Annotated in this window: 23 protein-coding genes and 1 tRNA gene; 5 read left to right on the forward strand and 19 right to left on the reverse strand. The window is 61.2% G+C overall.

All coding sequences use genetic code 11. The annotated features are described in order from the left end of the window. Window positions 1–55 precede the first annotated feature (55 nt). The 7 genes from ytfQ to pcsA form a co-directional block, all read right to left on the reverse strand. Window positions 56–1,018, reverse strand: a complete 963-nt coding sequence (ytfQ, locus tag AC1DNK_RS18055) for a galactofuranose ABC transporter, galactofuranose-binding protein YtfQ (protein ID WP_112387421.1) — start codon at window positions 1,016–1,018, stop codon at window positions 56–58. Between the two features lie 148 nt (window positions 1,019–1,166). After that, window positions 1,167–2,237 carry a BMP family ABC transporter substrate-binding protein gene (locus tag AC1DNK_RS18060; RefSeq protein ID WP_112518458.1) on the reverse strand — a complete coding sequence of 357 codons (1,071 nt, stop codon included), beginning with the start codon at window positions 2,235–2,237 and terminating at the stop codon, window positions 1,167–1,169. A 56-nt stretch (window positions 2,238–2,293) separates the two neighbouring features. Then, a complete protein-coding gene (locus tag AC1DNK_RS18065) occupies window positions 2,294–3,214 on the reverse strand; it encodes an ABC transporter permease (RefSeq protein WP_477942581.1) in 921 nt (306 codons plus the stop codon). Continuing rightward, entirely contained in the window at window positions 3,211–4,296 is a 1,086-nt protein-coding gene (locus tag AC1DNK_RS18070) for an ABC transporter permease (RefSeq protein WP_310299311.1), read from the reverse strand. Before AC1DNK_RS18070 ends, AC1DNK_RS18065 begins: the two co-directional genes overlap by 4 nt. Continuing rightward, window positions 4,286–5,860, reverse strand: a complete 1,575-nt coding sequence (locus tag AC1DNK_RS18075; RefSeq protein WP_477942583.1) for an ABC transporter ATP-binding protein — start codon at window positions 5,858–5,860, stop codon at window positions 4,286–4,288. Before AC1DNK_RS18075 ends, AC1DNK_RS18070 begins: the two co-directional genes overlap by 11 nt. Window positions 5,861–5,907: 47 nt before the next feature. Further along, window positions 5,908–6,888 carry a quinone oxidoreductase family protein gene (locus AC1DNK_RS18080; RefSeq protein WP_477942872.1) on the reverse strand — a complete coding sequence of 327 codons (981 nt, stop codon included), beginning with the start codon at window positions 6,886–6,888 and terminating at the stop codon, window positions 5,908–5,910. An 11-nt stretch (window positions 6,889–6,899) separates the two neighbouring features. After that, the gene (gene pcsA / locus AC1DNK_RS18085; protein ID WP_477942585.1) at window positions 6,900–7,628 is read right to left on the reverse strand and encodes a phosphatidylcholine synthase; all 729 of its coding nucleotides are present in this window, start codon (window positions 7,626–7,628) and stop codon (window positions 6,900–6,902) included. A 245-nt stretch (window positions 7,629–7,873) separates the two neighbouring features. Between pcsA and AC1DNK_RS18090 the strand changes: the two genes are divergently transcribed. Further along, complete coding sequence (locus AC1DNK_RS18090) at window positions 7,874–8,686, forward strand: ferredoxin--NADP reductase (RefSeq protein WP_112387494.1); 813 nt, start codon at window positions 7,874–7,876, stop codon at window positions 8,684–8,686. 51 nt (window positions 8,687–8,737) lie between these two features. On the opposite strand, the gene AC1DNK_RS18095 is transcribed toward AC1DNK_RS18090, so the two are convergent. The 6 genes from AC1DNK_RS18095 to AC1DNK_RS18120 all read right to left on the reverse strand — a co-directional run bounded on the left by AC1DNK_RS18095 (window position 8,738) and on the right by AC1DNK_RS18120 (window position 13,429). After that, window positions 8,738–9,352 carry a GntR family transcriptional regulator gene (locus AC1DNK_RS18095; RefSeq protein ID WP_310299301.1) on the reverse strand — a complete coding sequence of 205 codons (615 nt, stop codon included), beginning with the start codon at window positions 9,350–9,352 and terminating at the stop codon, window positions 8,738–8,740. 106 nt (window positions 9,353–9,458) lie between these two features. Then, complete coding sequence (locus AC1DNK_RS18100; protein WP_112387428.1) at window positions 9,459–10,667, reverse strand: ABC transporter permease; 1,209 nt, start codon at window positions 10,665–10,667, stop codon at window positions 9,459–9,461. Continuing rightward, window positions 10,657–11,373: an ABC transporter ATP-binding protein gene (locus tag AC1DNK_RS18105; protein ID WP_477942587.1), complete on the reverse strand. Its 717-nt coding sequence runs from the start codon at window positions 11,371–11,373 to the stop codon at window positions 10,657–10,659. Before AC1DNK_RS18105 ends, AC1DNK_RS18100 begins: the two co-directional genes overlap by 11 nt. An 11-nt stretch (window positions 11,374–11,384) precedes the next feature. Then, on the reverse strand, window positions 11,385–12,695 hold the full coding sequence (locus AC1DNK_RS18110) for an efflux RND transporter periplasmic adaptor subunit (protein WP_112539477.1): 1,311 nt from the start codon (window positions 12,693–12,695) through the stop codon (window positions 11,385–11,387). Window positions 12,696–12,842: 147 nt separating this feature from the next. Then, the gene (locus AC1DNK_RS18115; RefSeq protein WP_477831500.1) at window positions 12,843–13,214 is read right to left on the reverse strand and encodes a GFA family protein; all 372 of its coding nucleotides are present in this window, start codon (window positions 13,212–13,214) and stop codon (window positions 12,843–12,845) included. A gap of 2 nt (window positions 13,215–13,216) precedes the next feature. Then, complete coding sequence (locus tag AC1DNK_RS18120; RefSeq protein ID WP_112387432.1) at window positions 13,217–13,429, reverse strand: hypothetical protein; 213 nt, start codon at window positions 13,427–13,429, stop codon at window positions 13,217–13,219. 202 nt (window positions 13,430–13,631) lie between these two features. Between AC1DNK_RS18120 and AC1DNK_RS18125 the strand changes: the two genes are divergently transcribed. Then, a complete protein-coding gene (locus tag AC1DNK_RS18125; RefSeq protein WP_477942589.1) occupies window positions 13,632–14,069 on the forward strand; it encodes a hypothetical protein in 438 nt (145 codons plus the stop codon). A gap of 365 nt (window positions 14,070–14,434) precedes the next feature. Here AC1DNK_RS18125 and AC1DNK_RS18130 read toward each other — a convergent pair whose 3' ends face one another. Together AC1DNK_RS18130 and AC1DNK_RS18135 are read right to left on the reverse strand one after the other, a co-directional pair. After that, on the reverse strand, window positions 14,435–14,791 hold the full coding sequence (locus AC1DNK_RS18130; protein ID WP_112387434.1) for a hypothetical protein: 357 nt from the start codon (window positions 14,789–14,791) through the stop codon (window positions 14,435–14,437). Window positions 14,792–14,915: 124 nt separating this feature from the next. Further along, window positions 14,916–15,491 carry a transglutaminase-like cysteine peptidase gene (locus tag AC1DNK_RS18135; protein WP_112387435.1) on the reverse strand — a complete coding sequence of 192 codons (576 nt, stop codon included), beginning with the start codon at window positions 15,489–15,491 and terminating at the stop codon, window positions 14,916–14,918. Window positions 15,492–15,682: 191 nt separating this feature from the next. Between AC1DNK_RS18135 and AC1DNK_RS18140 the strand changes: the two genes are divergently transcribed. Continuing rightward, window positions 15,683–16,660, forward strand: coding sequence for a hypothetical protein (locus AC1DNK_RS18140; RefSeq protein WP_477942591.1), 978 nt, complete (start codon window positions 15,683–15,685; stop codon window positions 16,658–16,660). 145 nt (window positions 16,661–16,805) lie between these two features. Here the strand turns inward: AC1DNK_RS18140 and AC1DNK_RS18145 are convergent. Beyond that, window positions 16,806–16,881, reverse strand: a tRNA-Lys gene (locus tag AC1DNK_RS18145). Between the two features lie 195 nt (window positions 16,882–17,076). Here AC1DNK_RS18145 and AC1DNK_RS18150 point away from each other — a divergent pair. Then, window positions 17,077–17,826 carry a cytochrome c biogenesis CcdA family protein gene (locus AC1DNK_RS18150; RefSeq protein WP_112387438.1) on the forward strand — a complete coding sequence of 250 codons (750 nt, stop codon included), beginning with the start codon at window positions 17,077–17,079 and terminating at the stop codon, window positions 17,824–17,826. Window positions 17,827–17,870: 44 nt separating this feature from the next. Further along, window positions 17,871–18,821, forward strand: coding sequence for an AEC family transporter (locus AC1DNK_RS18155; protein ID WP_477942593.1), 951 nt, complete (start codon window positions 17,871–17,873; stop codon window positions 18,819–18,821). Here the strand turns inward: AC1DNK_RS18155 and AC1DNK_RS18160 are convergent. The 3 genes from AC1DNK_RS18160 to AC1DNK_RS18170 are packed head-to-tail and all read right to left on the reverse strand — an operon-like array spanning window position 18,801 to window position 22,243. Then, window positions 18,801–20,012 (reverse strand): UbiH/UbiF family hydroxylase, encoded by a 1,212-nt coding sequence (locus AC1DNK_RS18160; protein ID WP_477942594.1) that lies wholly within the window; start codon window positions 20,010–20,012, stop codon window positions 18,801–18,803. The genes AC1DNK_RS18155 and AC1DNK_RS18160 overlap by 21 nt on opposite strands. A 37-nt stretch (window positions 20,013–20,049) precedes the next feature. Further along, complete coding sequence (locus AC1DNK_RS18165; protein WP_477942874.1) at window positions 20,050–20,562, reverse strand: DUF934 domain-containing protein; 513 nt, start codon at window positions 20,560–20,562, stop codon at window positions 20,050–20,052. A gap of 10 nt (window positions 20,563–20,572) precedes the next feature. Next, window positions 20,573–22,243 carry a nitrite/sulfite reductase gene (locus AC1DNK_RS18170; RefSeq protein WP_477942596.1) on the reverse strand — a complete coding sequence of 557 codons (1,671 nt, stop codon included), beginning with the start codon at window positions 22,241–22,243 and terminating at the stop codon, window positions 20,573–20,575. Between the last annotated feature and the right edge of the window lies 1 nt (window position 22,244).

Genomic DNA, 22,244 nt, shown 5'->3' on the forward strand with positions numbered 1-22,244 from the left:
GTGCAGAGGCAGGTCCGCACCGGCCCATGATGGGCCGGTGCGGGTTCAGTGCCGATCAGTAACCGAGACCCTTCTTGGACTCGTAGACCTTCTTCGGATCGTCAGCCTGGGTGTAGAGCTTCGATTCCGTCTGGATCCACTTCGGCGGTGCCTTCTTGTCCTTCAGGTAGGCGTCGAGGGCGTCGAAGGCCGGGCCTGCCATGTTCGGCGTCAGCTCGACGGTCGCGTTGGCCTCACCTGCGGCCATCGCCGTGAAGATATCCGGAACCGAGTCGATCGAGACGACGAGGATGTCCTTGCCTGGCTTCAGGCCGGCTTCCTTGATCGCCTGGATGCCGCCGACGGCCATATCGTCGTTATGGGCGTAGAGGGCGCAGATATCCTTGCCGCCGTTCTCGGCCTTCAGGAAGCTTTCCATAACTTCCTTGCCCTTGGCACGGGTGAAGTCACCCGTCTGGCTGCGGACGATCTTGAAGTTCTTGTGGCCGGCAATGGCTTCCTCGAAGCCCTTCTTGCGCGCGATCGCCGGCGAGGAGCCGGTGGTGCCCTGAAGCTCGACGACGTTGCATTTCTTGTCGCCGACATTCTTGACGAGCCAGTCGCCGGCAACTTTGCCTTCGTGGATCTGATCCGACGTCACAGCCGTCAGATAGAGGTCATCCGGAGCCTTGATCGTGCGGTCGAGAAGAATGACCGGGATTTCGGCTTCCTTGGCTTCCTTCAGAACGTCGTCCCAGCCGGTTTCAACCACCGGTGCGAGAAGGATGGCGTTGACTCCCTGCGCGATGAATGAGCGGATCGCCTTGATCTGGTTTTCCTGCTTCTGCTGAGCATCGGAGAACTTCAGGTCGATGCCGCGCTTCTCGGCTTCCTGCTTGGTGACGGTCGTCTCCGCCGCACGCCAGCCCGACTCCGAGCCGATCTGCGAAAAGCCGACGACGAGCTGGGCCGCGTTTGCCGAACCGAACATGCAGGCAGCCAGAACCGTGGCACTCAAAAGTGCAGTTTTCAATTTCATGATTGTCTCTCCCAATTGCCGCTCCTCGCGGCAGGCTCAAAAAATCATATAGTATTACTTTTGTAAATGGACATTTTAGCATGCGCTGCAGCAAAAAAGGCGCCCCTTTCGGAGCGCCTTTCGCAATCGCAAAAGTTGCGGTCAGATATTATTGCGGCAGCTTATCATCGACGCCTTCGACATAGAAGTTCATGCCGAGCAGCGTGCCGTCGTCAGCCTTTTCGCCAGCCTTGAGCCACGGCGTACCGTCCTGCTTGTTGATCGGGCCAGTGAAGGGATGCAGTTCACCGGACTTGATCTTGGCTTCGGTTTCCTCGGCCATCTTCTTCACGTCATCCGGCATGTTCGTGTAGGGCGCCATCTTCAGGATGTTGTCCTTCAGACCATCCCAGCTCTGCTCGGACTTCCAGGTGCCGTCGAGCAGCGCGTGCACGCGCTTGGAGTAGTAGTTGCCCCAGGTATCGACGATTGCCGTCAGCTGAGCCTTGGGGCCGGCTGCGATCATGTCGGATGCCTGACCGAAGGCGTGGATGCCGCGCTCTTCGGCAACCTGCATCGGCGCCGTCGTGTCGGTGTGCTGGGTCAGAACGTCGACGCCCTGGTCAACCATGGCCTTGGCAGCATCGGCTTCCTTGCCCGGGTCGAACCAGGTGTTCACCCAGATGACCTTGAGCTTGAATTCCGGATCGATGGACTTGGCGCCCTGCTCGAACGCGTTGATGCCCATCACGACTTCAGGAATGGGGAAGGAGGCGATGTAGGCCGCGCCGTGCTTCTTCGAGGTCTTGGCTGCGATCTGGCCAAGAATGTAGCGGCCTTCATAGAAGCGCGAATTGTAGGTCGCGAGATTCGGGCCGGACTTGTAGCCGGTGCCGTGCTCGAATTTCACATCCGGGAACTTGGCGGCAACCTTGACGGTCGCATCCATGAAGCCGAAGGAGGTAGTGAAGATCAGCTTGCAGCCCGAACGGGCGAGACGCTCGATGGCGCGCTCTGCATCCGGACCTTCCGGAACGTTTTCGAGGTAAGGTGTGTCGATCTTGTCGCCGAATTCCTTCTGGATCTGCTGGCGGCCGAGATCATGTGCCTGCGAATAGCCGCCGTCGGTGTGCGAACCGACATAGACGAAGCAGATCTTGGTCTTGTCCGCAGCCTGAGCCGAGCCGACGCTGATCAGCGCGGCAGCGGAAGCGGCGAGTGCGAGTGCTATTTTCTTCATGGTGACCCCTGTTGGTTTTGAAGAGATTTCCGGAAACCCGTCTGATTCTTGTTCTTCTATCGCTCCGGGACGAAGGCTTTGCCAAGCGACGCGGGCGTGTTGATCAACGTCGTGCGCCGATTATGAGAAATGATGATGAGAACCACAATAGTGGCCGCATAGGGCAGCATCGACAGGAACTGCGCCGGAATGCCGATGCCGAATGCCTGGGCGTGCAGCTGCAGAATAGTGACGGCGCCGAAGAGATAGCCGCCGGCAAAGACGCGCAGCGGCCGCCAGGAGGCGAAGACGACCAGCGCCAGCGTGATCCAGCCGCGCCCGGATGACATGTTCTCCACCCATTGCGGCGTATAGACCAGCGATAGCTGAGCGCCAGCGAGGCCGGCGCAGGCACCGCCGAAGATGACGGCGAGATAGCGGGTGCGGATGACGTTGATGCCGAGCGCATGGGCCGAGGCATGATTATCGCCGATGGCACGCAGCTTCAGCCCGGCACGGCTGCGGAACAGGAACCAGCTGACGCCGATCAGCAGCGCGATCGACAGGTAGAAAGTCAGGTCCTGACGGAACAGCACCGAGCCGATCACCGGAATATCCGACAGGAACGGGAAGACGATCGGGCTCAAGCGGATGCCGGGGACACTGACGAAGGATTCGCCGAGCATGCCTGAAACACCGAGGCCGAGGATCGTCAGCGCCAGACCTGTCGCGACCTGGTTGGCGACCAGCGTCAGTGTCAGGAAGCCGAAGAGCAACGAGAACAGCGCACCGGCGGCGATGCCGCAGATCAGGCCGACATAGGGCGAACCGCTCAACTGCGCGCCCGCAAAGGCGGCGACGGCACCCATGATCATCATGCCCTCGACGCCGAGGTTCAGAACGCCGGATCGCTCCGCCACCAGCTCGCCGAGCGCGGCGATGACGAGCGGTGTGGAAGCGGTGATGACGGTGAGCAGAATGGCTTCGAAGATGCTCATGCCGCACCTCCCCGGACCCGCGACCAGATAATGCGGATCTTGTAATAGATGAGCGTGTCGCAGGAGAGCACGAAGAACAGCAGCAGCCCCTGGAAGACGCGCGTCACCTTGTCGGAAACGCCGATCGAGAGCTGCGCCGCCTCGCCGCCGAGATAGGTCAGCGCCAGCACCAGGCCCGAGAGAATGATGCCGAGCGGGTTCAGGCGCCCAAGGAAAGCGACGATAATTGCGGTGAAGCCATAGCCCGGCGATATCGCTGGCTGCAGATGGCCGATCGAGCCGGAGACTTCCGAAATACCGGCAAGCCCCGCAAGCGCGCCGGAGAACAGGAAGCCGAACCAGATCATCCGCTTCGATGAAAACCCTGCAAAGCGCCCTGCCCGTTCCGACTGGCCGAGGACGACAACCTCGAAGCCCTTCAGCGTGTATTTCATCATGAACCAGACGAGGACTGCGGCCACGATTGCGAAGATGAAGGCCCAGTGGGCGCGGCCGGACTCCTCCCATATCGCGGGAAGCGTCGCCTCCGGCGGGAAGCTGACGCTCTCAGGGAAGTTGAAGCCCTGTGGATTGCGCCAACGGCCGCGGATCAGCCAGTCGAGGAACAGCTGGGCGATATAGACCAGCATCAGCGACGTCAGGATCTCGTTGGTATTGAAATGCGCCTTCAGCAGCGCCGGGATCGCGGCAAACAGAGCGCCGCCGATGGCGCCCATGATCAGCATCAGCGGCAGCACCATCGGCGAATGCCATTCGGTGAAGACGATCGGCAGGATCGAGCCGGTAATGGCGCCGACCGTGAACTGACCTTCGGCACCAATATTCCAGTTATTCGAGCGGTAACAGACGGACAGGCCGACGGCGATCAGGATCAGCGGTGCGGCCTTGATCGCCAACTCGTGCAGCGACCAGACCTCAAGCAGCGGCTCGATAAAGAAGGCGTCGAGCGCCTGGATCGGATCCTTTCCGAGGATCGCAAACATGATGGCACCGGCAATCAGCGTCAGTGCCAAAGCCAGCAGCGGCGAGACGAAGGCGTAGAGCTTCGAGACCTGCGGGCGCTTTTCGAGTTCAATGCGCATGTGCGGCCTCCGCAGCGGGCTTGCTGTCGTGCAGGCCGCCCATCAGCAGGCCGATCTTTTCGCGCGTCAGTTCGCCTGCCGGGAACGGCGGCGACAGACGTCCCTCGGAGATGACCGCGATCTCGGTTGCCACCTCGAAGATCTCGTCGAGATCCTGGCTGATGACGATGACGGCCGAACCTGCGCGCGCCAGATCGACAAGCGCCTGGCGGATGCGGCTCGCCGCACCGGCATCGACGCCCCAGGTCGGCTGGTTGACGACGAGCACGGCCGGCTGCCGGTCGAGCTCGCGGCCGACGATGAATTTTTGGAGATTACCACCCGAGAGCGATCCAGCTGCGGGATCCTCGCCGCTCTTGCGCACGTCCATCGCCTCGGAGATACGGCGCGCGGCATTTTTCACCGCACCGTGGCGGATGACGCCGAGAAAGCCGCCGCCGAGGAACGACTTGCGATCGGACTGGCAGCGCGCAAGGACGAGATTGTCGGAGAGCTTCATCGCCGAGACAGCGGCGTGACCGTGGCGTTCTTCCGGAACGAAACCTGCGCCCAGCAGGCGGCGCGCGGTAATCCCGACGTTGCCGACGGGCTTGCTGCGGATGACGACGGCAGATGGCGCGGAGACCGGATACTCGCCCGACAGCGCGTCGAAGAGCTCGCCCTGGCCATTTCCGGCAACACCGGCGATCGCCAGGATTTCACCGGAACGTACCGCAAGCGAGACATCCCTCAGCGGCATCGCGAAAGGCGTGCGCGCGGCGACAGACAGGCTGGCGACAGCAAGCTGGACTTCGCCCTTATTGCCACGATCGGGATGGGTGACGGCTGCGACATCGCTGCCGACCATCATGCGGGCGAGCGATGCCGGCGTTTCCTGCTTCGGATCGCAGGCACCCGTCACCTTGCCGTGGCGCAAGACGGTGGCGCGATCACAGATGCGCTGCACTTCCTCGAGACGATGGCTGATATAGAGAACCGACCGGCCTTCGGCCTTGAGCTTGAAGAGCGTTTCGAACAGCTTATCGGCTTCCTGCGGCGTCAGCACCGACGTCGGCTCGTCGAGAATGATCAGCTTGGGGTTCTGCAGCAGTGCGCGGACGATCTCGATGCGCTGACGCTCGCCGACCGAGAGATCGGCAACATGGGCATGCGGATCGAGCGGCAGACCGTAAGCTGCCGACAGCGTGCGCGCCTCTTCGGCGATTTTGCCGATCGGAATGGTGTCAGCGAGGGAAAGCGCGATGTTTTCGGCAACAGTCAGCGCCTCGAACAGCGAGAAGTGCTGAAAGACCATGCCGATGCCGAGATTTCGAGCCTCGCCGGGAGAGCCGATCGTGACCGGCTTGCCTTGCCAGAGGATGCGACCTGCCGTCGGCTCCAATACGCCGAACAGCATTTTCACCAGGGTCGATTTTCCCGCACCGTTTTCTCCAAGCAGAGCATGGATCTCGCCGGGCGCAATATCGAGGTCGATTTCATTGCAGGCAGCAAAGCTGCCGAAGTGCTTGGTCAGCTTCTGGACCGACAGTAACGCACCAGACGACGGCGCATTGGATGACGACACGTTCCCCTCATTTCTCTCTGCCGATCCGTCCTTTTTGCACGGAATCCCTATGGGATCAGCAGCGTAGTTCCAGTCGTTTTTCTTGTTTCCAGATCCGCGTGAGCCCGTCCCACCTCACGCAACGGATAGGTTTGATTGATATTGATACGCACTTTGTTGCTCAGCACAACAGCAAATAGCGCGTTTGCACAATCCTTAAGCTCATGCGGTGTCGCAATATAGCTGAAGAGCGTCGGCCGGGTGGCGTAGAGCGAGCCCCGTTGCGCCAGCGCCGACATGGTGAAGTTCTCGATGGCGCCCGAGGATTGGCCGAAGGAAACGAACAGGCCGCGCGGCTTCAGGCAATCGAGCGATTGCGGAAAGGTATCGCGGCCGATGGAGTCATAGACGACGTCAACGCCCTTGCCCGCCGTGATTTCCTTCACGCGGTCGAGGAAGTTTCCGGACTTGTAGTTGATGACATGATCGTAGCCGTATTCCAGCGCCAGCTTGACCTTGTCGTCGGAACCGGCCGTGCCGATGACCGTTGCGCCAAGCGCCCTCGCCCACTGCCCGGCAATCAGACCGACGCCGCCGGCGGCAGCGTGAAACAGCAGCACGGTTTCAGGGCCGACCTTGAAGGTACGGTTCAGGAGATACTCGGCGGTCATCCCCTTCAGCATCATCGCCGCGGCCGTCTCCAGGCTGACACCATCGGGAACCTTGACGAGATGCTTGGTCTCGACGTTGCGCTCGACGCTATAGGCTCCATCTGCACCGGCATAGGCAACGCGGTCGCCGACGGCGAAATCTGTTACGCCGGGCCCGACCGCTGTGATCGTTCCTGCGGCTTCCTTGCCGGGAACGAAGGGCAGATGCGGCGCCTTGTAGGTGCCGTCGCGGAAATAGACGTCGATGAAATTCAGGCCGATTGCGGCATGCTTGAGCTGCACCTCACCGGCAGATGGCGGCGGCAGATCGACATCGACATATTCCAGAACCTCTGGTCCGCCGTTGCGGCTGAATGCGACTGCCTTGGTCTTTGCCATCATGCCTGTCCTTATGCCGATTTTCCGAGCGCCGGGAAAAACTGCAGCACGGCGCCGATGCAATAGAGATAGATACCGCTGACGATGAAGAGAACAACCGCCCAGTGCGGAATGCTGAAATGCATCAGCAGCGCATAGATGCCGATCGCCGACCAAAGGAAGAAGACGCCGAGATTGAGCGGCCGCAACCGCTTGACGCGGACCGGATGCAGGAAGTTGATCGGCAGAAAGGTTAGGACCACAGATACGGTGACGACGATCATCGCGGTCAAGGCGCTCGCATCCATGACGAACAATGTGAAGACGATCATGTTCCAGACGACCGGGAATCCGGAGAAGAAATACTCCTCCGTCTTCATGCCCATGTCTGCATAATAGATGGCGCTGGAGACGACGATCATGCCGGCCGCGGCAAAGGACCAGGGCTCGCCGATCATGCCGCTTTGATAGAGCGCAAAGGCTGGCAGCAGAACGTAGGTGACATAGTCGATGATGTTGTCGAGCGTATCACCTGACCAATTCGGCAGGACTTCCTTGACGCGGACCTTGCGGGCGATCGGGCCGTCGATGCCATCGACGAGCAGCGCCAGACCCAGCCACCAGAACATATCGATGAAGCGATGCTCGGCAGCGGCGACGACACCAAGAAAAGCCAGAAACGAGCCGGAAGCCGTCAGAATGTGGACGGAAAAGGCGCGCATCTCCGCATAGGGCACGCGCTTGTAATTGAAAATCTTCATGTTTCCCCGTACCGCCTGCCGCCCCCATTACTACCGGGCGCGTTTTGGCCCTAATATGCATCCTTTGCCCCGCTCCGCCAGATCAAAAGCGAAAAGAGCCCACAGGGCATTGAATCATGAGAATGACATGCATATTTCGCGGCTGGCACGAGGCAGAGAATGGATTGCCTTTAATTTGCGGTGGTTTTGTAATATCAGCCTCGCAATAGAATTATCGTGCGATGAATACGGGATCCGATACCGAAATGAACGCCCCTGCAAAGACCGAAGACTTCGCCTCCTCCATTCCGGCAAACGTCTATGCCGAAACGGTGCTGAGCGTCACGCATTATACCGACCGGCTGTTCCGCTTCACGATGACCCGGCCGCAGGGCTTCCGTTTCCGCTCCGGCGAGTTTGCGATGATCGGCCTGATGGTCGAAGGCAAGCCGGTGTTCCGCGCCTATTCGATCGCCAGCCCCGCTTGGGCCGAAGAGCTCGAGTTCTTCTCGATCAAGGTTCCCGATGGTCCGCTGACCTCGCATTTGCAGGGCATCAAGCCTGGTGACCAGGTGCTGATGCGCAAGAAGCCGACCGGTACGCTGGTTCTCGATGCACTGACCCCCGGCAAGCGTCTCTACATGTTCTCGACCGGCACCGGCATTGCGCCCTTCGCCAGCCTGATCCGCGATCCCGAGACCTACGAGAAGTTCGAGGAAGTCATCCTCACCCACACGACCCGCGACGTCGCCGAGCTGAAATACGGCTTCGACCTCGTCGACGAAATCCGCAACGACGAGCTTCTCAGCGAAGTCGTCGGCGACAAGCTGCGCCACTACGCGACCGTCACCCGCGAAGATTTCGAGCGCACCGGCCGCATCACCGACCTGATTGAATCCGGCAAGCTGTTCACCGATCTCGGTATCCCGCCGATCGACCCGGCCATCGACCGCGGCATGATCTGCGGCTCTTCGGCGATGCTGAAGGACACCAAGGAACTGCTGGAAAAGGCAGGCCTCGAAGAAGGCGCCAACAGCAAGCCGGCCGAATTCGTCATCGAACGCGCCTTCGTTGGCTGATAGGTCCAACTGGATTTCAGGACAATAACGGCTCCGGAAACGGGGCCGTTTTCATTTCTGGCTGAGATAGTCGATCAGCACGGTCATCGTATCGCGGGCGGCATCTGTGCGGCCTTCGCGGATCGCCTCGATCGTTGCGACGTGAAGGGCGATGGAACGCTCCATGCGCGAGGGGTTTGCCGTCGAGTACCAGATGCGGCGCGCGTGGGTCTGGACCGGGCCGAGCGCTGACGTGATGAAGCGGTTCGGGCAAGCCTCCTCCAGCACTTCGTCGAACGCTTTGTCGGCGGCAAAGAAGGCGGAGAGATCGCCGCTGTCGGCGCAGGCACGCATGGTGTTCTCGCAACCGGCCAGCGCCTCGCGCTGGTCCTCGTTCGCATGCTCGGCGACCAATGCCGCGGCAATCGGCTCCAGCTCGCGACGCACCTGCATGACGCTCGCGTGATCATCGGGGCCGATCTCGGCGATCTGCAGGCCGACGCGCGGGCGCACGATGATCAGTCCCTGCCAGGCGAGCTTCTGGATCGCCTCGCGGACCGGCGTACGGCCGTGGCCGGTCATGTCGATCAGCTGCCGTTCGGTCACCATGGCGCCAGGCTTGACCGCGAGCGTGACGATCGCGTGCTCCAGCGCCAGATAGGATTGGTGACTTTGCGAATTCTGCATCTCAGATCCGGGGCACAAGTTACTGATATATCATCCCTTGCACGCATCCCGCGCGATGGCAAGGTTACGTTTGAGGGATGACATGTCAAACTGCGGTGACGTCACCTCACTCGTGACGAAGCGCCTCGATCGGGTTCAGCTGCGCGGCGCGGCGGGCTGGGAAATAGCCGAAGATCATGCCGATCGCCGCCGAGAAGGCAAAGGCGACGCCGATCATCAGCGGGCTGACGACGAAGGGAACCTTGAGCAGGGTCACCGAGACAAAGCCGATCCCCATGCCGAGCACGATGCCGGTGATACCGCCGAAGAGCGACAGCGCGACGGCCTCGACGAGGAACTGCATCAGCACCTGCGTTTCCAGCGCGCCAATCGCCAGGCGAATGCCGATCTCGCGGGTTCTCTCGGTGACCGAGACGAGCATGATGTTCATGATGCCGATGCCGCCCACGAGCAGGCTGATGGCCGCGACCGCGCCGAGCAGGCCGGTCAGCAGCGTCGTCGTGCCGGTCATCGCCTCGGCGATCTGCGTCATGTCGTTGACGTTAAAGTCGTCCTCGCGGCCGGGAATGATCTTGCGCCGCTCACGCAGCAGGTTCTCGGTCTCGTCCTGGATCTTCGACGTCGCAACGCCGTCGCGGGCCGAGATGACGATCATCTGCACATTGGCGTTCGCCTTGCCGCCGATGCGGCGCTGGTAGACTTTCACCGGCATGATGACGACGTCGTCCTGGTCGTTGCCCATGCCCGACTGGCCACGCTTGGCGAGAACGCCAATGACGCTGCAGGAGACCTTGCCGACACGGATCTGCTGGCCGGTCGGATCGGCTGCTCCGAAGAGCTGCGAGCGTACGGTCTCGCCGAGAATGCAGCGCGCCCTGCCGCGTTCCTCCGCGGCATCGAACGTGCGGCCAAGCGCCATGTCCCAATCCTGTGCCACGAAATAGTCGTTGGTCGTGCCCATGACGCTGGTCGAATGGCTCTGGCCACCATAGATGACCGTCGCCGTCGTCTGGTTGAGCGGGGCAACGGCGCGCAGGCCGCCGACCTGATCGCGGATCGCCTCGACGTCCTTCACCGTGAAGCGGCGCGCTTCGGTACTCGCACGTCCGGGACCGAACTGGCCGGGCCTTGCGAACAGCATGTTGGTGCCGAGCCGCTGCAATTCGGTCGTGACCTGGGCCGTCGTGCCGTTGCCAATCGTCACAAGGGCGATGACGGCGGCAACGCCGATGACCACGCCGAGCACCGTCAGGAATGATCGCAGCATGTTGCGGGTGATGGCCCGCAGGGCAAGTTTCAGCGTCTCAAGAAACATGGCCCGCCCTCGCCTGATGCACCGTTTCGGTTTCGAGCTTGCCATCGACGAAGCGCAGCAGCCGCTGCGCATAGGCGGCGATATCCGGCTCGTGCGTGACCATGACGATGGTGATCCCCTGCTCCCGGTTCAGCCGGGTCATCAGGTCCATGATTTCGACGCTGGTCCTGGTATCGAGATTGCCGGTCGGTTCGTCGGCCAGCAGCAGCGCCGGCTCGGTGACTATGGCACGGGCAATGGCGACGCGCTGCTGCTGGCCGCCGGAAAGTTCCTGCGTCTTGTGGTTTTCGCGGCCAGAAAGACCGACCAGTTTCAACGCTTCCCTGGCACGCTCGTGCCGTTCGCCGGCCGGCATGCCGCGATAGATCAGCGGCAGCTCGACATTCTCGACAGCGGATGTGCGCGACAGCAGGTTGAAGCCTTGGAAGACGAAGCCCAGCATGTGACGCCGCAAGAGGGTCAGCTGACTGCGATCGAACCCGCCGGTGGAGATGCCCTGAAAGACATAGTCGCCAGATGTCGGCACGTCGAGACAGCCGAGGATATTCATAGCCGTCGATTTGCCGGAGCCCGAGGGGCCCATGATGGCGACGAACTCATGGGCATTGATCGTCATGTCGACATGGTCGAGCGCGCGGATTGCCGCCTCGCCCTCGCCGTAGACTTTAGAGACCTGCTTGAATTCCAGAAGCGGCGGATTGTTCATCGCTCTGCCGCCTACCGGGTCTTCGCCGTGGCGTCGGTCACAAGCGCGTCGCCTTCCTTGACGTCGCCAGACGCCACCTGCGTGAACTGGCCATCGGAGGAGCCGACCTGGATCACCACGGGTACCTGCCGCTCGCCCCGGAGAACCCAGATGCGGCGCTTGTTTCCCGTCAGCGCTTCACCGCCGGCACCCGAACGCGGACCCATGCGCGGTGGCCGGAAGAGACCGAGCAGTCCGCGGTTGCGGCCGGAGCCCGCTTCCGGGGGAGCATAGCGCAGCGACGCGTTCGGCACCATCAGCGTGTTCTTGACGGCCTCGACAGTTACGTCTGCGGTTGCAGTCATGCCGGGCCGCAGCAGCAGATCGGCATTGTCGACCGACAGCACCGCCTTGTAGGTGACGACATTGTTCGTCGTCTCGGAGGCAAAGCGGATCTGCTCGATTTCAGCCGGGAACGTGCGGTCGGGATAGGCGTCGACGGTAAATGTCGCCTTCTGCCCAACGGCGATCTGGCCGACATCGGCCTCATCGACATCGACCTGCAGCTCCATCTTCTTCAGATCGCCGCCGATGACGAAGAGAACGGGCGCCGACAGCGATGCGGCGACCGTCGCGCCGGGATCGACGGAGCGGGTCAGGATGACCCCGTCGATCGGCGATACGATGCGCGACTTTTGAAGATTGACCTCGGCAAGCTGGAGATCAGCCTCGGCAGACAGGACATCGGCCTCGTTGATCTGTTTGGCGGCGACGGCGGAGTCATATTTGTAGGTCGCGTCGTCGAGGCTCTGGCGGGTGGTAACGTTGCTCTGCACGAGGTTCTTCACACGATCCAGCGAGGTGCGGGCCGATTCGAGATCGGCGCTGGCCTTCGTGACATTGGCCTGTGCCGATGCCAGCTTCGCCCGTGAGCTCTTGGCGTCAGCCTCCAGCTTGGTGGTGTCGAGAACGGCAAGCACGTCGCCTGCCTTGATGGTGCTGTTGTAATCGACATTGACGTCCCGGACGGTGCCGGACAGCTCGCTCGATATATCGACCTGCTCGGTCGGCTGGACGGAGCCGGTCGCGGTCACCAGGACCGTCAGATCGCCGCGCTTCACCGGCTGGGTCGTGTAGCTATATTCGTTGCCGCCGCGGCCGGCATAATAATAGGCCGCACCGCCGCCGATGATGATGATTGCCACTGCTGCCAGCAGCCTGCCGCGCCACCGGCCGGACCGGCGCTGCTTGCCCGACGCGGCGAGAACGGCTGCCAGATCGGCATGGCCGGGCGCTTGCGGGGCAGACGGTTTCGGGCCGGTTCCAGATTCGGAATCGCTCATGAAAGTCCTCAAACAGAGATATAAGAGCATCTGCTCGGTTCAGCCCTAGATAGTCATAGGCAAGATGAACCGGAGATTAGCGATAGAGGCGCATTGCCACGGAAAGCGGGCGATGTGCAATTAAATCTTGGTAATGAAAATCCGGTTTTAATCCGCATCGCCGGGAAACTGACCAGCACCGGCGATCGGATGCAGCCAGCTTTCGCGACGCTTCGTCCATATCTCGTGGTCGGGCTGGATCTCCCCCGGTGCGTCATCGAGGGAACCCAATCGAATCTCGGCCTTGTCTTCGGTCAGACAGAAAAGCCGGCCGCCGCAGAGCGGGCAGAAACTGCGGCCCGCAAAGGCTGAGACCGTGCCCGAATAAGATAATGCAGCGCGCGGCCAGATGGCGAAGGCTGAAAACAGGGAGCCGCTTTCCTTGCGGCAATCCGCGCAATGGCACAGACCGGAGAGCAAAGGCGCGCCGGAAATGACGTAGCGGACGGCGCCGCAGAGGCAAGCGCCTTTGCGCGACAGGCTCACATGCGGACACCCGGCACCGGGAGCGGCGGCTTGCGCTTGGCCGCCATCAGCAGGTCGAGTTCGGTCGCCGATGGTCCGAATTTCTCGAACAGCCGTTTCGCCTCTTCATCGTCGAGCCGGTATTTGCGGGCGAATTCGCTGATGCTGTAAGGGCGCCCGCGCAGCACTTTGCGGGGCGCAGTGATCCCCTCGCCTGATTGCTCTGACATGAAACATCCCTCCTTCGGTTCAAAAGGAAACTAGGGCGCGGCCGCGTGATGGAAAGGACAGCCCAACCATGAAGGCGAAAGTGCAACCTTCAATATTTTCCGGAATTATACTTAGGGTTGGTGAGATGAAATGCCACGTTGACTAAGAATTTCGTCCGGACCGATAGTTTACCCGTACAAGGTACAATCGGAGGATGGACCAATGCTTAATCGTGCAGTTCTGCTGACCTCGCTTGCGTTTCTCGGCGCTACCGCCTTCATGGTAACGCCCGCTTCGGCACTGACGATGAAGGAATGTAGCGCCAAGTATAAGTCCGCGCAGACGGATGGTTCGGCCAAGGGCGTCAAGTGGAACGACTTCCGCAAGGCACAGTGCGGCGCGGATGCTACCGCCGAGCCCGATGTCTCGCTCAACACCAACGAAGAGCCGGAAAAACCCACCACGGCAGCTCCGTCAGGCGTCAAGTTCCCGACGGCGATCTCGACGAAATATGCAAGCGAAAAACCCGGCAAGGCACGCATGCATACCTGCGTCGACGCCTATAACGAAGACAAGGCCAGCAATTCGCTTGGCGGTCTGAAGTGGATCCAGAAAGGCGGCGGTTACTACAGCCTCTGCAATGCGAAGCTGAAGAGCTGAGCATAGCCTGATGTGATGCCATGCCCCGCTGCGCGTTCGGCGGGGCATCCCCAAATCTCACGATATCCTGAAACGCGGCCTTCGATCATAACTATTCCATCCAAACGCGCGATGGCGGTCGCGCCAGGATAGAGCGACCCCGAGGCGGGGCCGCAAAACGAGGGATCAGGCCATGTGGGATATCATTACGATCGTCGCAATCTTCAGCATCTTGTTCATCGGCCGTGAGGCGCAGACGGTGGTTGCGAAGGCACGCGCCTCGGGCTGGAACGACTTTCCCCGGCGCTGATCCCGCATTTCTTTTGACAGCTGGAAACAAAAAAAGCGCGCCGTCAGGCGCGCTTTTCTTTTGAGGCTGTCTGCGATCAGCGGCAGACGCGCATGCTCTCCATATGCCAGCCGCCATCATAGGCGTTGGGTACGCGGCGGTCCTCGAACCAGCAGCGCGGCGGAGGCGGTGGTGGCGGCTCGACATAGCGCGGACCACTGTTATTGACGATCGCGCCACCAATCATGCCACCGATCACGCCGGCAGCCAGGCCACCGGCAATCGCAGCACCGGTATTGTCATGGTGGCGGCGGCGCGGCGGTGGTGGTGGCGGGTAATAGCCGCGGTCACGCCGCTGCCAACCATAATCCTGAGCGACGGAAGCCGGCGCGGTCGCCAGCATGGCGCTTCCCGCGATGACCGCCGCAAGGGTCGAAATGAGTATCTTCTTCATCATGTCTCCAGTCGAGCTTCCGCGCTTCGCGCACCGCACTCAAACATGGAAACAATGGCATCATTGCGATTAATCCAGCATTAACGACGTGTGCACCACGCACGCCTTTCCGGCCGCATCGCCATCAGGAGAACTCACCCGCCCGAGGGCCTGCAAGCGTCACGCGCCAGACCGATCGCGCCCGGAAATCCTGGGTTGCCAGGAAGGTGTAAGGCGTACGCTGCCAGGGCCGCACCGCATTCGTCAGATTATCGAGCACGTAGTCGCTGCCGTCGGTGCGGGCAATCAGCACGACGTGATTCTGATCGTGCGGGCCAATCACCACCGACAGCGCCAGCCGGTCCGCCGGGAAACCCGCATCGATCAGATCCTTCATCTTCTGCAGCGCGTAGTCTTCGCAATCGCCGCGGCCGCCTGTCGGCAGCGACCAGTCGTCGCCATTTGCGGCCAGCGGACCATCATTTTGCGGAATGACCCGTCCGTTTACGGCACGGTTGACTTTTTGCAGCAACGGCACACCGGCGCCCTCACCGGCCTGATGCGACGACGTCTTGTGACAAAGCCACCTGTACTTGGCGCAGGCCGACGCGAATCCGACAGGCGCGCCGATACTGCGCGTGACCGGCAGGAACTGACCCGCAAAGGCTTGAAATTGCAGAGAAAGAAACAAAGCGAAAACAGCAGCAATAAGACGAATCATATGTAAGCCCCTCTATTTGCGGCGGGACAATAACATGCTTTTTATTAGAGCTTTAGTAAAATTTTATACTTACGTAATTAACTATAGATTAAGATCTCGTCCGGTTATCCACAAATATTTCTTCATATTAATTAGTTGCTAATATAAGAATTGCCTCCGTTAGCATTTCGTTAACCTTAGGAGACAAATCAATGATCCGCAAAGCAGCGAAGTACAGCGTCGCCGTTGCTTACCTATTGGCCAGCAGCAGTCTCGCATTTGCAGCGCCTACCACCCTCCTGAACTGCAGAATTGCCAAGCCAGGCACGCTTGAATACCGGCTCTGCAAGCCGACGGAGTCGATCCCGGACGCTGGCTACAGCGGGTCAAACGATAACAAGGGCGGCAGCCAGAGCAGCAGCAGAGGCCAGCAGTCATCCAACGCCGGGACGGCCGGCGGCGATGGCGATGGCAATGGCAATGGCAATGGCGGCAATGGCGGCAATAGCGACAACGGCGGCAGCAGTGACAACGGTGGCGGCGGTGACAACGGTGGCGGCGGAAAGCCGGGCCATGACAAGCCCGGCGATGGAAAGCCTGGTCATGGCAAGCCCGGCGACGGAAAGCCTGGCCACGGCAAGCCAGGTGATGGAAAGCCTGGTCATGGCAAGCCCGGTGACGGAAAGCCTGGCCACGGCAAGCCAGGTGACGGAAAGCCTGGTCATGGCAAGCCCGGTGACGGAAAGCCTGGCCACGGTAAGCCCGGTGACGGAAAGCCTGGCCATGGTAAGCCTGGTGATGGAAAGCCTGGCCACGGTAAGCCCGGTGAGGGAAAGCCTGGCCATGGTAAGCCCGGTGAGGGAAAGCCTGGCCATGGTAAGCCCGGTGAGGGAAAGCCTGATCATGACAAGTCGGGCAATGACAAGCCGGGCAACGACAAGCCAGGCAACGACAAGCCAGGCAACGACAAGCCAGGCAACGACAAGCCAGGCAACGACAAGCCGGGCAACGACAAGCCAGGCAACGACAAGCCAGGCAACGACAAGCCGGGCAACGACAAGCCAGGCAACGACAAGCCGGGCAACGACAAGCCGGGCAACGACAAGCCAGGCAACGACAAGCCGGGCAACGACAAGCCAGGCAACGACAAGCCAGGCAACCGCGGCGGTTCCGGCCCCTCACCGGTCTGACGCAGCCTGACCGGAAGACGCTAACCAGCTATTCCATGGGCTTGCACCGGCGCTACGGTGTAGGCCCATTGCATTTCAGGCAAAGCTTAGAACGACACGCGGACAACCCGGCGCATCGATTGCGAAAAACAAAGCTTGAAGTGTGTGGTGGCTGCGCTGGGGTTCGAACCCAGGACCCTTTGATTAAAAGTCAAATGCTCTACCAGCTGAGCTACGCAACCTAACCCCAAGAACAGCATTTTTGCTGCCCCTGCCGGAAGTGCGCGGAACATAGGCAGGCGACCCATTGCGGTCAACCGAAAAATCATGACTTTCACAAGCGTTAGGCACATTTCTTGCGGGAGCGCAAAAAGGTGATTGGCAATCGGCAGGTCGCAGCGCTAGACAACGGCCTGGATTGCAGCCGGAGAGAATGCGTGTCGATTGCCGATATTTCCTTGTGGAGCGCGTTGATCGCCGGCGCCCTCTCATTCCTGTCTCCCTGTGTCCTGCCGCTCGTTCCGCCCTATCTCTGCTATATGGCAGGCATTTCCGTCGATCAGTTCCGTGGCGGCGCGGCGGTGACCGTCGCACCCGATGTACGCCGTAGCGTGTTCTTTTCGGCGCTGTTCTTTACACTTGGATTTGCCACCGTTTTCGTGGCGCTGGGTGCCGGCGCCTCCAGTATTGGCATGGCTCTTCGCCAGCACCTTGATCTGCTGTCGAAGATCGGCGGGCTGATCATCGTCATCATGGGGCTGAATTTTCTCGGTCTCTTCCGAATCGGCCTGCTGGCACGTGAGGCGCGGTTCCAGAGCGGCGGCAAGCCGGCGACGCTGACCGGTGCCTATGTGATGGGCCTTGCCTTCGCCTTCGGCTGGACGCCGTGTATCGGTCCGGTACTGGGTGCGATCCTTGGTGTTGCCGCTTCGCGCGAGACGGTCGGTTCCGGGGCTGGCCTGCTGGCGATCTATTCGCTCGGGCTTGCCATTCCGTTCTGGATTGCTGCAGGCTTTTCCGGCGCGTTCATGCGCTTCCTGGCGCGTTTCCGCCGTCACCTCGGCACGGTCGAGAAGGTTCTCGGCGCATTTCTGGTATTGACGGGGCTGGCCTTCATGTTCGGATTCATCAGTCAAGCCGCAATCTGGTTCCAGCAGACCTTTCCAATCCTGATGCAGATCGGCTAAGCCGGAAGCATAAGCTTCGCACTGCAACATCATCGGACGGTCCCGTGACCGACATCATTAGCCTTCTTCTGCCGTTCTTCGGCCTGATCCTGATCGGCTATATTGCCGCAAAGGCGACCAAGCAGCCCGCCGAGGCGCTCGGGTGGCTGAACACCTTCATCATCTATGCCGCGCTGCCTGCGCTGTTCTTCAAGCTGGTGTCGCGGACACCGGTGGAAGACCTGGCGCGAATCGACTTCATCGCCACCGATCTCGCCGCCACCTATTCGATCTTCATCGCACTCTTCGTCATCGGCCGTTATGTCCGGAAAAGCCGCATGGACGAATCGACGATCCAGGCCTTTGCGGGTGCTTATGGTAATATCGGCTATATGGGGCCGGGTCTGGCGCTGATAGCCTTCGGCGACAAGGCGGCCGTGCCGGTGGCGCTGATCGTCTGTCTGGAGAATGCGATGCATTTCATCGTGGCGCCGGCGATGATGGCGGCGGCTGGCGATGACGATCGTTCACGCGGCCAGATCGCCGCCGACATTATCAGGAAGGTGGCGCTGCACCCGTTCATCCTGTCGACGGCAGCAGGCTTTCTCGCAGCCGCATTGCAATTCGAGCAACCGTCAGCGCTGCGGCAGTTCGTCGATTATCTGGCGCAGGCCGCCGCGCCCTGTGCGCTGTTTGCGATGGGTGTGACGCTGGCGCTTAGACCGCTGAAGCGAATCCCGGCCGAAATCGGCTATATCGTTCCGGCAAAGCTGATCGTGCATCCGCTCGTCGTCTATGGAGCGTTGACACTGGTCGGCGGGTTCGATCCGATCTGGGTCTATGCCGCGGTTCTGCTCGCGGCGCTGCCGACCGCGACCAATGTCTTCGTCATCGGCCAGCAGTATCACGTCTGGCAGGAACGCGCCTCGGCAACGATCCTCATCGCAACGGCCCTTTCCGTCGTGACGGTGTCGGTGTTTCTGATCGCGATCAAATCAGGCTTTCTGCCGGCTTAGCCTTTCCTTCAACGCAGCCGGTATGCCGCGCAGACCGCGGCCTGGCTCTATGCCCTCGCGCATCACGATGCTGCGCAGCGGCGGGATGGCTGATAGAATATGCAGCCCAGCGGCCCGCAGCATCTGTACCGGCAGGAAATCGGACAGCAGAGACCGGTTCAACAAGTCAACGCTCGCGGTGCGCGTCATGATATCGGCGCGGCGTTTGCGATCGAACTGATCGCCCGAATCGGCTGCCACCGGCAGTTCGGCGCGGCTGCAGAGAATGTCGGTCAGCGCCATGATATCGCGCAGGCTGAGATTGAGGCCCTGAGCGCCGATTGGCGGGAAGACGTGCGCCGCCTCGCCGACAAGGGCAATGCGGCCCTTGCCGAAACGGTGCGCCATCATGCCGGACAGCGGCCAGACCTGGACGCCCTCCTCGACGCTGACCCTGCCAAGCATCGACTGCATGCGCTCCTCGACGAGGCGGCTCAAATCCTCCAGGGAGAGCTCCGCATTCGCAGCCGCCTCCGCCGGGTTCTGGACCCAGACCAGGCTGGAGCGGCTTCCGGGAAGCGGGACCTGTGTGAACGGCCCATGCTCGGTGTGGAATTCGGTGGAGATATTTTGATGCGGCACGGAATGACTGAAATTCAGCACCATGGCCGACTGCGGGTAGGACCAGTTGCGCACATCGATACCGGCCGTCTCGCGCAACTTCGATTTGCGGCCATCGGCGCCGATGGCGAAATCCGCGTTCACCATGTCGCCATCCGCCAATGTGATCGTCACCGTATCTGCGCCGATCTCGATCGTCTCTGCGAAGGCCGTGAAGCGGGTGATATTGCCCTCGCCCGCGATGGCAGCCTCAAGCACTGTCATCAAGGCGGCGTTCGGGAAATTGTAGCCGAAGGCATCGAGGCCGACTTCAGGGGCGCGGAAGGTCGTTGCCGGTGCGCGCAGCAGGCGATTCGTGCCGTCGATGATGCGCATGCTGGTCAGCGCCGCAGTGGCCGGTTTCAGCTTGTCCCAGAGGGTCAGGCGGTCAAGGAAGCGGATCGACTGATCCATCAGCGCCGTGGTGCGCCGGTCTTCCTTGGGCGCAGGCGGCGCAATCAGCGCCACATTGCGGCCGCCGCGGGCAATCGCAACCGCGCCAACCATGCCGGCGAGACCGCCACCGATCACCGCCACTTCGAAATTCTTCATCGCATCGCTTCCGTCATCAGATGACGGCGAGCCGGCCTTATGCCGCCGGCTTCGCCTGACGGCGCCAACTATAGCCCTTGCCACTGTCCGCGTCACGCACAGCAGGCTGATAATGATGCTGAATTCCCGGAAGACGGTTTTCGGACAGACGCTTCAAGGCCGTCTCGTTGGTGACAGCAAAGCTGTCGATACCGACGCGCAGCATCAACGGCACCTGGTCGATCAGCACGTCGCCGACGGCGCGCAACTCGCTCTTGTAGTCGAGGCGATCACGCAGCAGCGAGGCATGGCTGAAGGCGCGGCCATCGTTGAATGCCGGGAAGGCAACCGCGATGATCGCGAGGCGGTCGAGATAGGGCTCGAGCTTGCGGACATCGTCGGCCGGCTTGATCAGCACGCCGAGGCCGACATCGTTGCTCTCCTGCACTTTGGCAAGCAGCTCATCGAGGGGAAGCAACGGCTTCTGATCGCCGGTCGCCTTCACTTCCTCGGTCTCGATGATCCAGGCATCGTTTTCGACGAAGCCGGTTTCTCTCCAGATCTTGGTCATCATCCCCTCCTTATGCCGCTTCCGCTGCCGAGCCGTAGAGCGCATCCTTGAAAGGCTGCGGTCCGACGCGGCGGTAGGCTTCGAGGAAGATTTCCGACGGGTCCTTGCGGATCTTCAGATAGGTATCGACGATCGTCTCGATCGCATCCGTCACCTTCTCAGGCTCGAAGCCGCGGCCGATGATTTCGCCGATCGAGGTGTGCTCGTCGCCCGATCCGCCAAGGGTGATCTGATAGAGTTCGGCACCCTTCTTTTCCACGCCCAGCAGGCCGATATGGCCGACATGGTGGTGGCCGCAGGCATTGATGCATCCCGAAATCTTGATCTTCAGCTCGCCGATCTCGGCCTGACGCTCGGCATCGCCGAAGCGGCGTGAGATTTCCTGCGCCAGCGGGATCGAGCGCGCATTGGCGAGCGCGCAATAGTCCAAGCCCGGACAGGCAATGATGTCGGTGATCAGCCCGGCATTGGCTTCGGCCAGATTGATGGCGACGAGGCCGCGATAGACGGCTTCGAGATCGGCCAGTGCTACATGTGGCAGAATGAGGTTCTGCTCGTGGCTGACGCGGATTTCGTCGAAGGCATATTCCTCGGCGATATCGGCGATCGAATCCATCTGGCTGTCGGATGCGTCACCCGGGATGCCGCCGATCGGCTTCAGCGAGATCGTCACCATGCCGTAGTCGGGGTTCTTGTGCGGCTGGACATTCTGCTGGACCCAGCGGGCGAAGGCCGGATCGGCCTTCTTCCAGCGAGCCAGGTTTTCCCAGCCTTCGGCGCGCTGCGGCAGGGCCGGCGGCGCGAAATAGGCGGTGATCGCCTCGACATCCTGCTCGGGAAGCCTGAGCTCGGTATCCTTAAGCTGCGCGAACTCGACCTCGACCTGGCGGGCGAGTTCCTCGGCACCCGTCTCGTGAACGAGGATCTTGATGCGGGCCTTGTACTTGTTGTCGCGGCGGCCGTGCAGGTTGTACACGCGCATGACTGCCGTCGTGTAAGACAGCAGATCCTCTTCCGGCAGGAAGTCGCGGATCAGCTTGGCGACCATCGGCGTGCGGCCCTGGCCACCGCCGACATAGACGGCAAAGCCGATCTCGCCCTTGTCGTTCTTCTTCAGATGCAGGCCGATATCGTGGACTTGGATCGCCGCACGGTCGCGCTCCGCGCCAGTGACGGCGATCTTGAACTTGCGCGGCAGGAACGAGAATTCCGGATGAACCGATGACCACTGGCGCAGGATTTCCGCATAGGGCCTGGGATCAGCGACTTCATCTGCGGCGGCACCGGCGAAATGGTCGGCGGTGACATTGCGGATGCAGTTGCCTGACGTCTGCATCGCGTGCATCTCGACGGTTGCCAGCTCCGAGAGAACCGCCGGCATGTCGGAGAGCTTCGGCCAGTTGAACTGCAGATTCTGGCGGGTGGTGAAGTGGCCATAACCGCGGTCATAGGTGCGCGCGACATGGGCGAGCATGCGCATCTGCTTGGAGCTCAGCGTGCCATAGGGGATCGCGATGCGCAGCATGTAGGCATGCAGCTGCAGATAAACGCCGTTCATCAGGCGCAGCGGCTTGAAAGCGTCTTCGGAAAGCTCGCCGGCGAGACGGCGCTGGACCTGGTCGCTGAACTGCGCAACGCGCTCGGCGACAAAGGCGTGGTCAAATTCGTCGTAACGGTACATC

Source organism: Rhizobium sp. 01N424 (assembly GCF_056399485.1).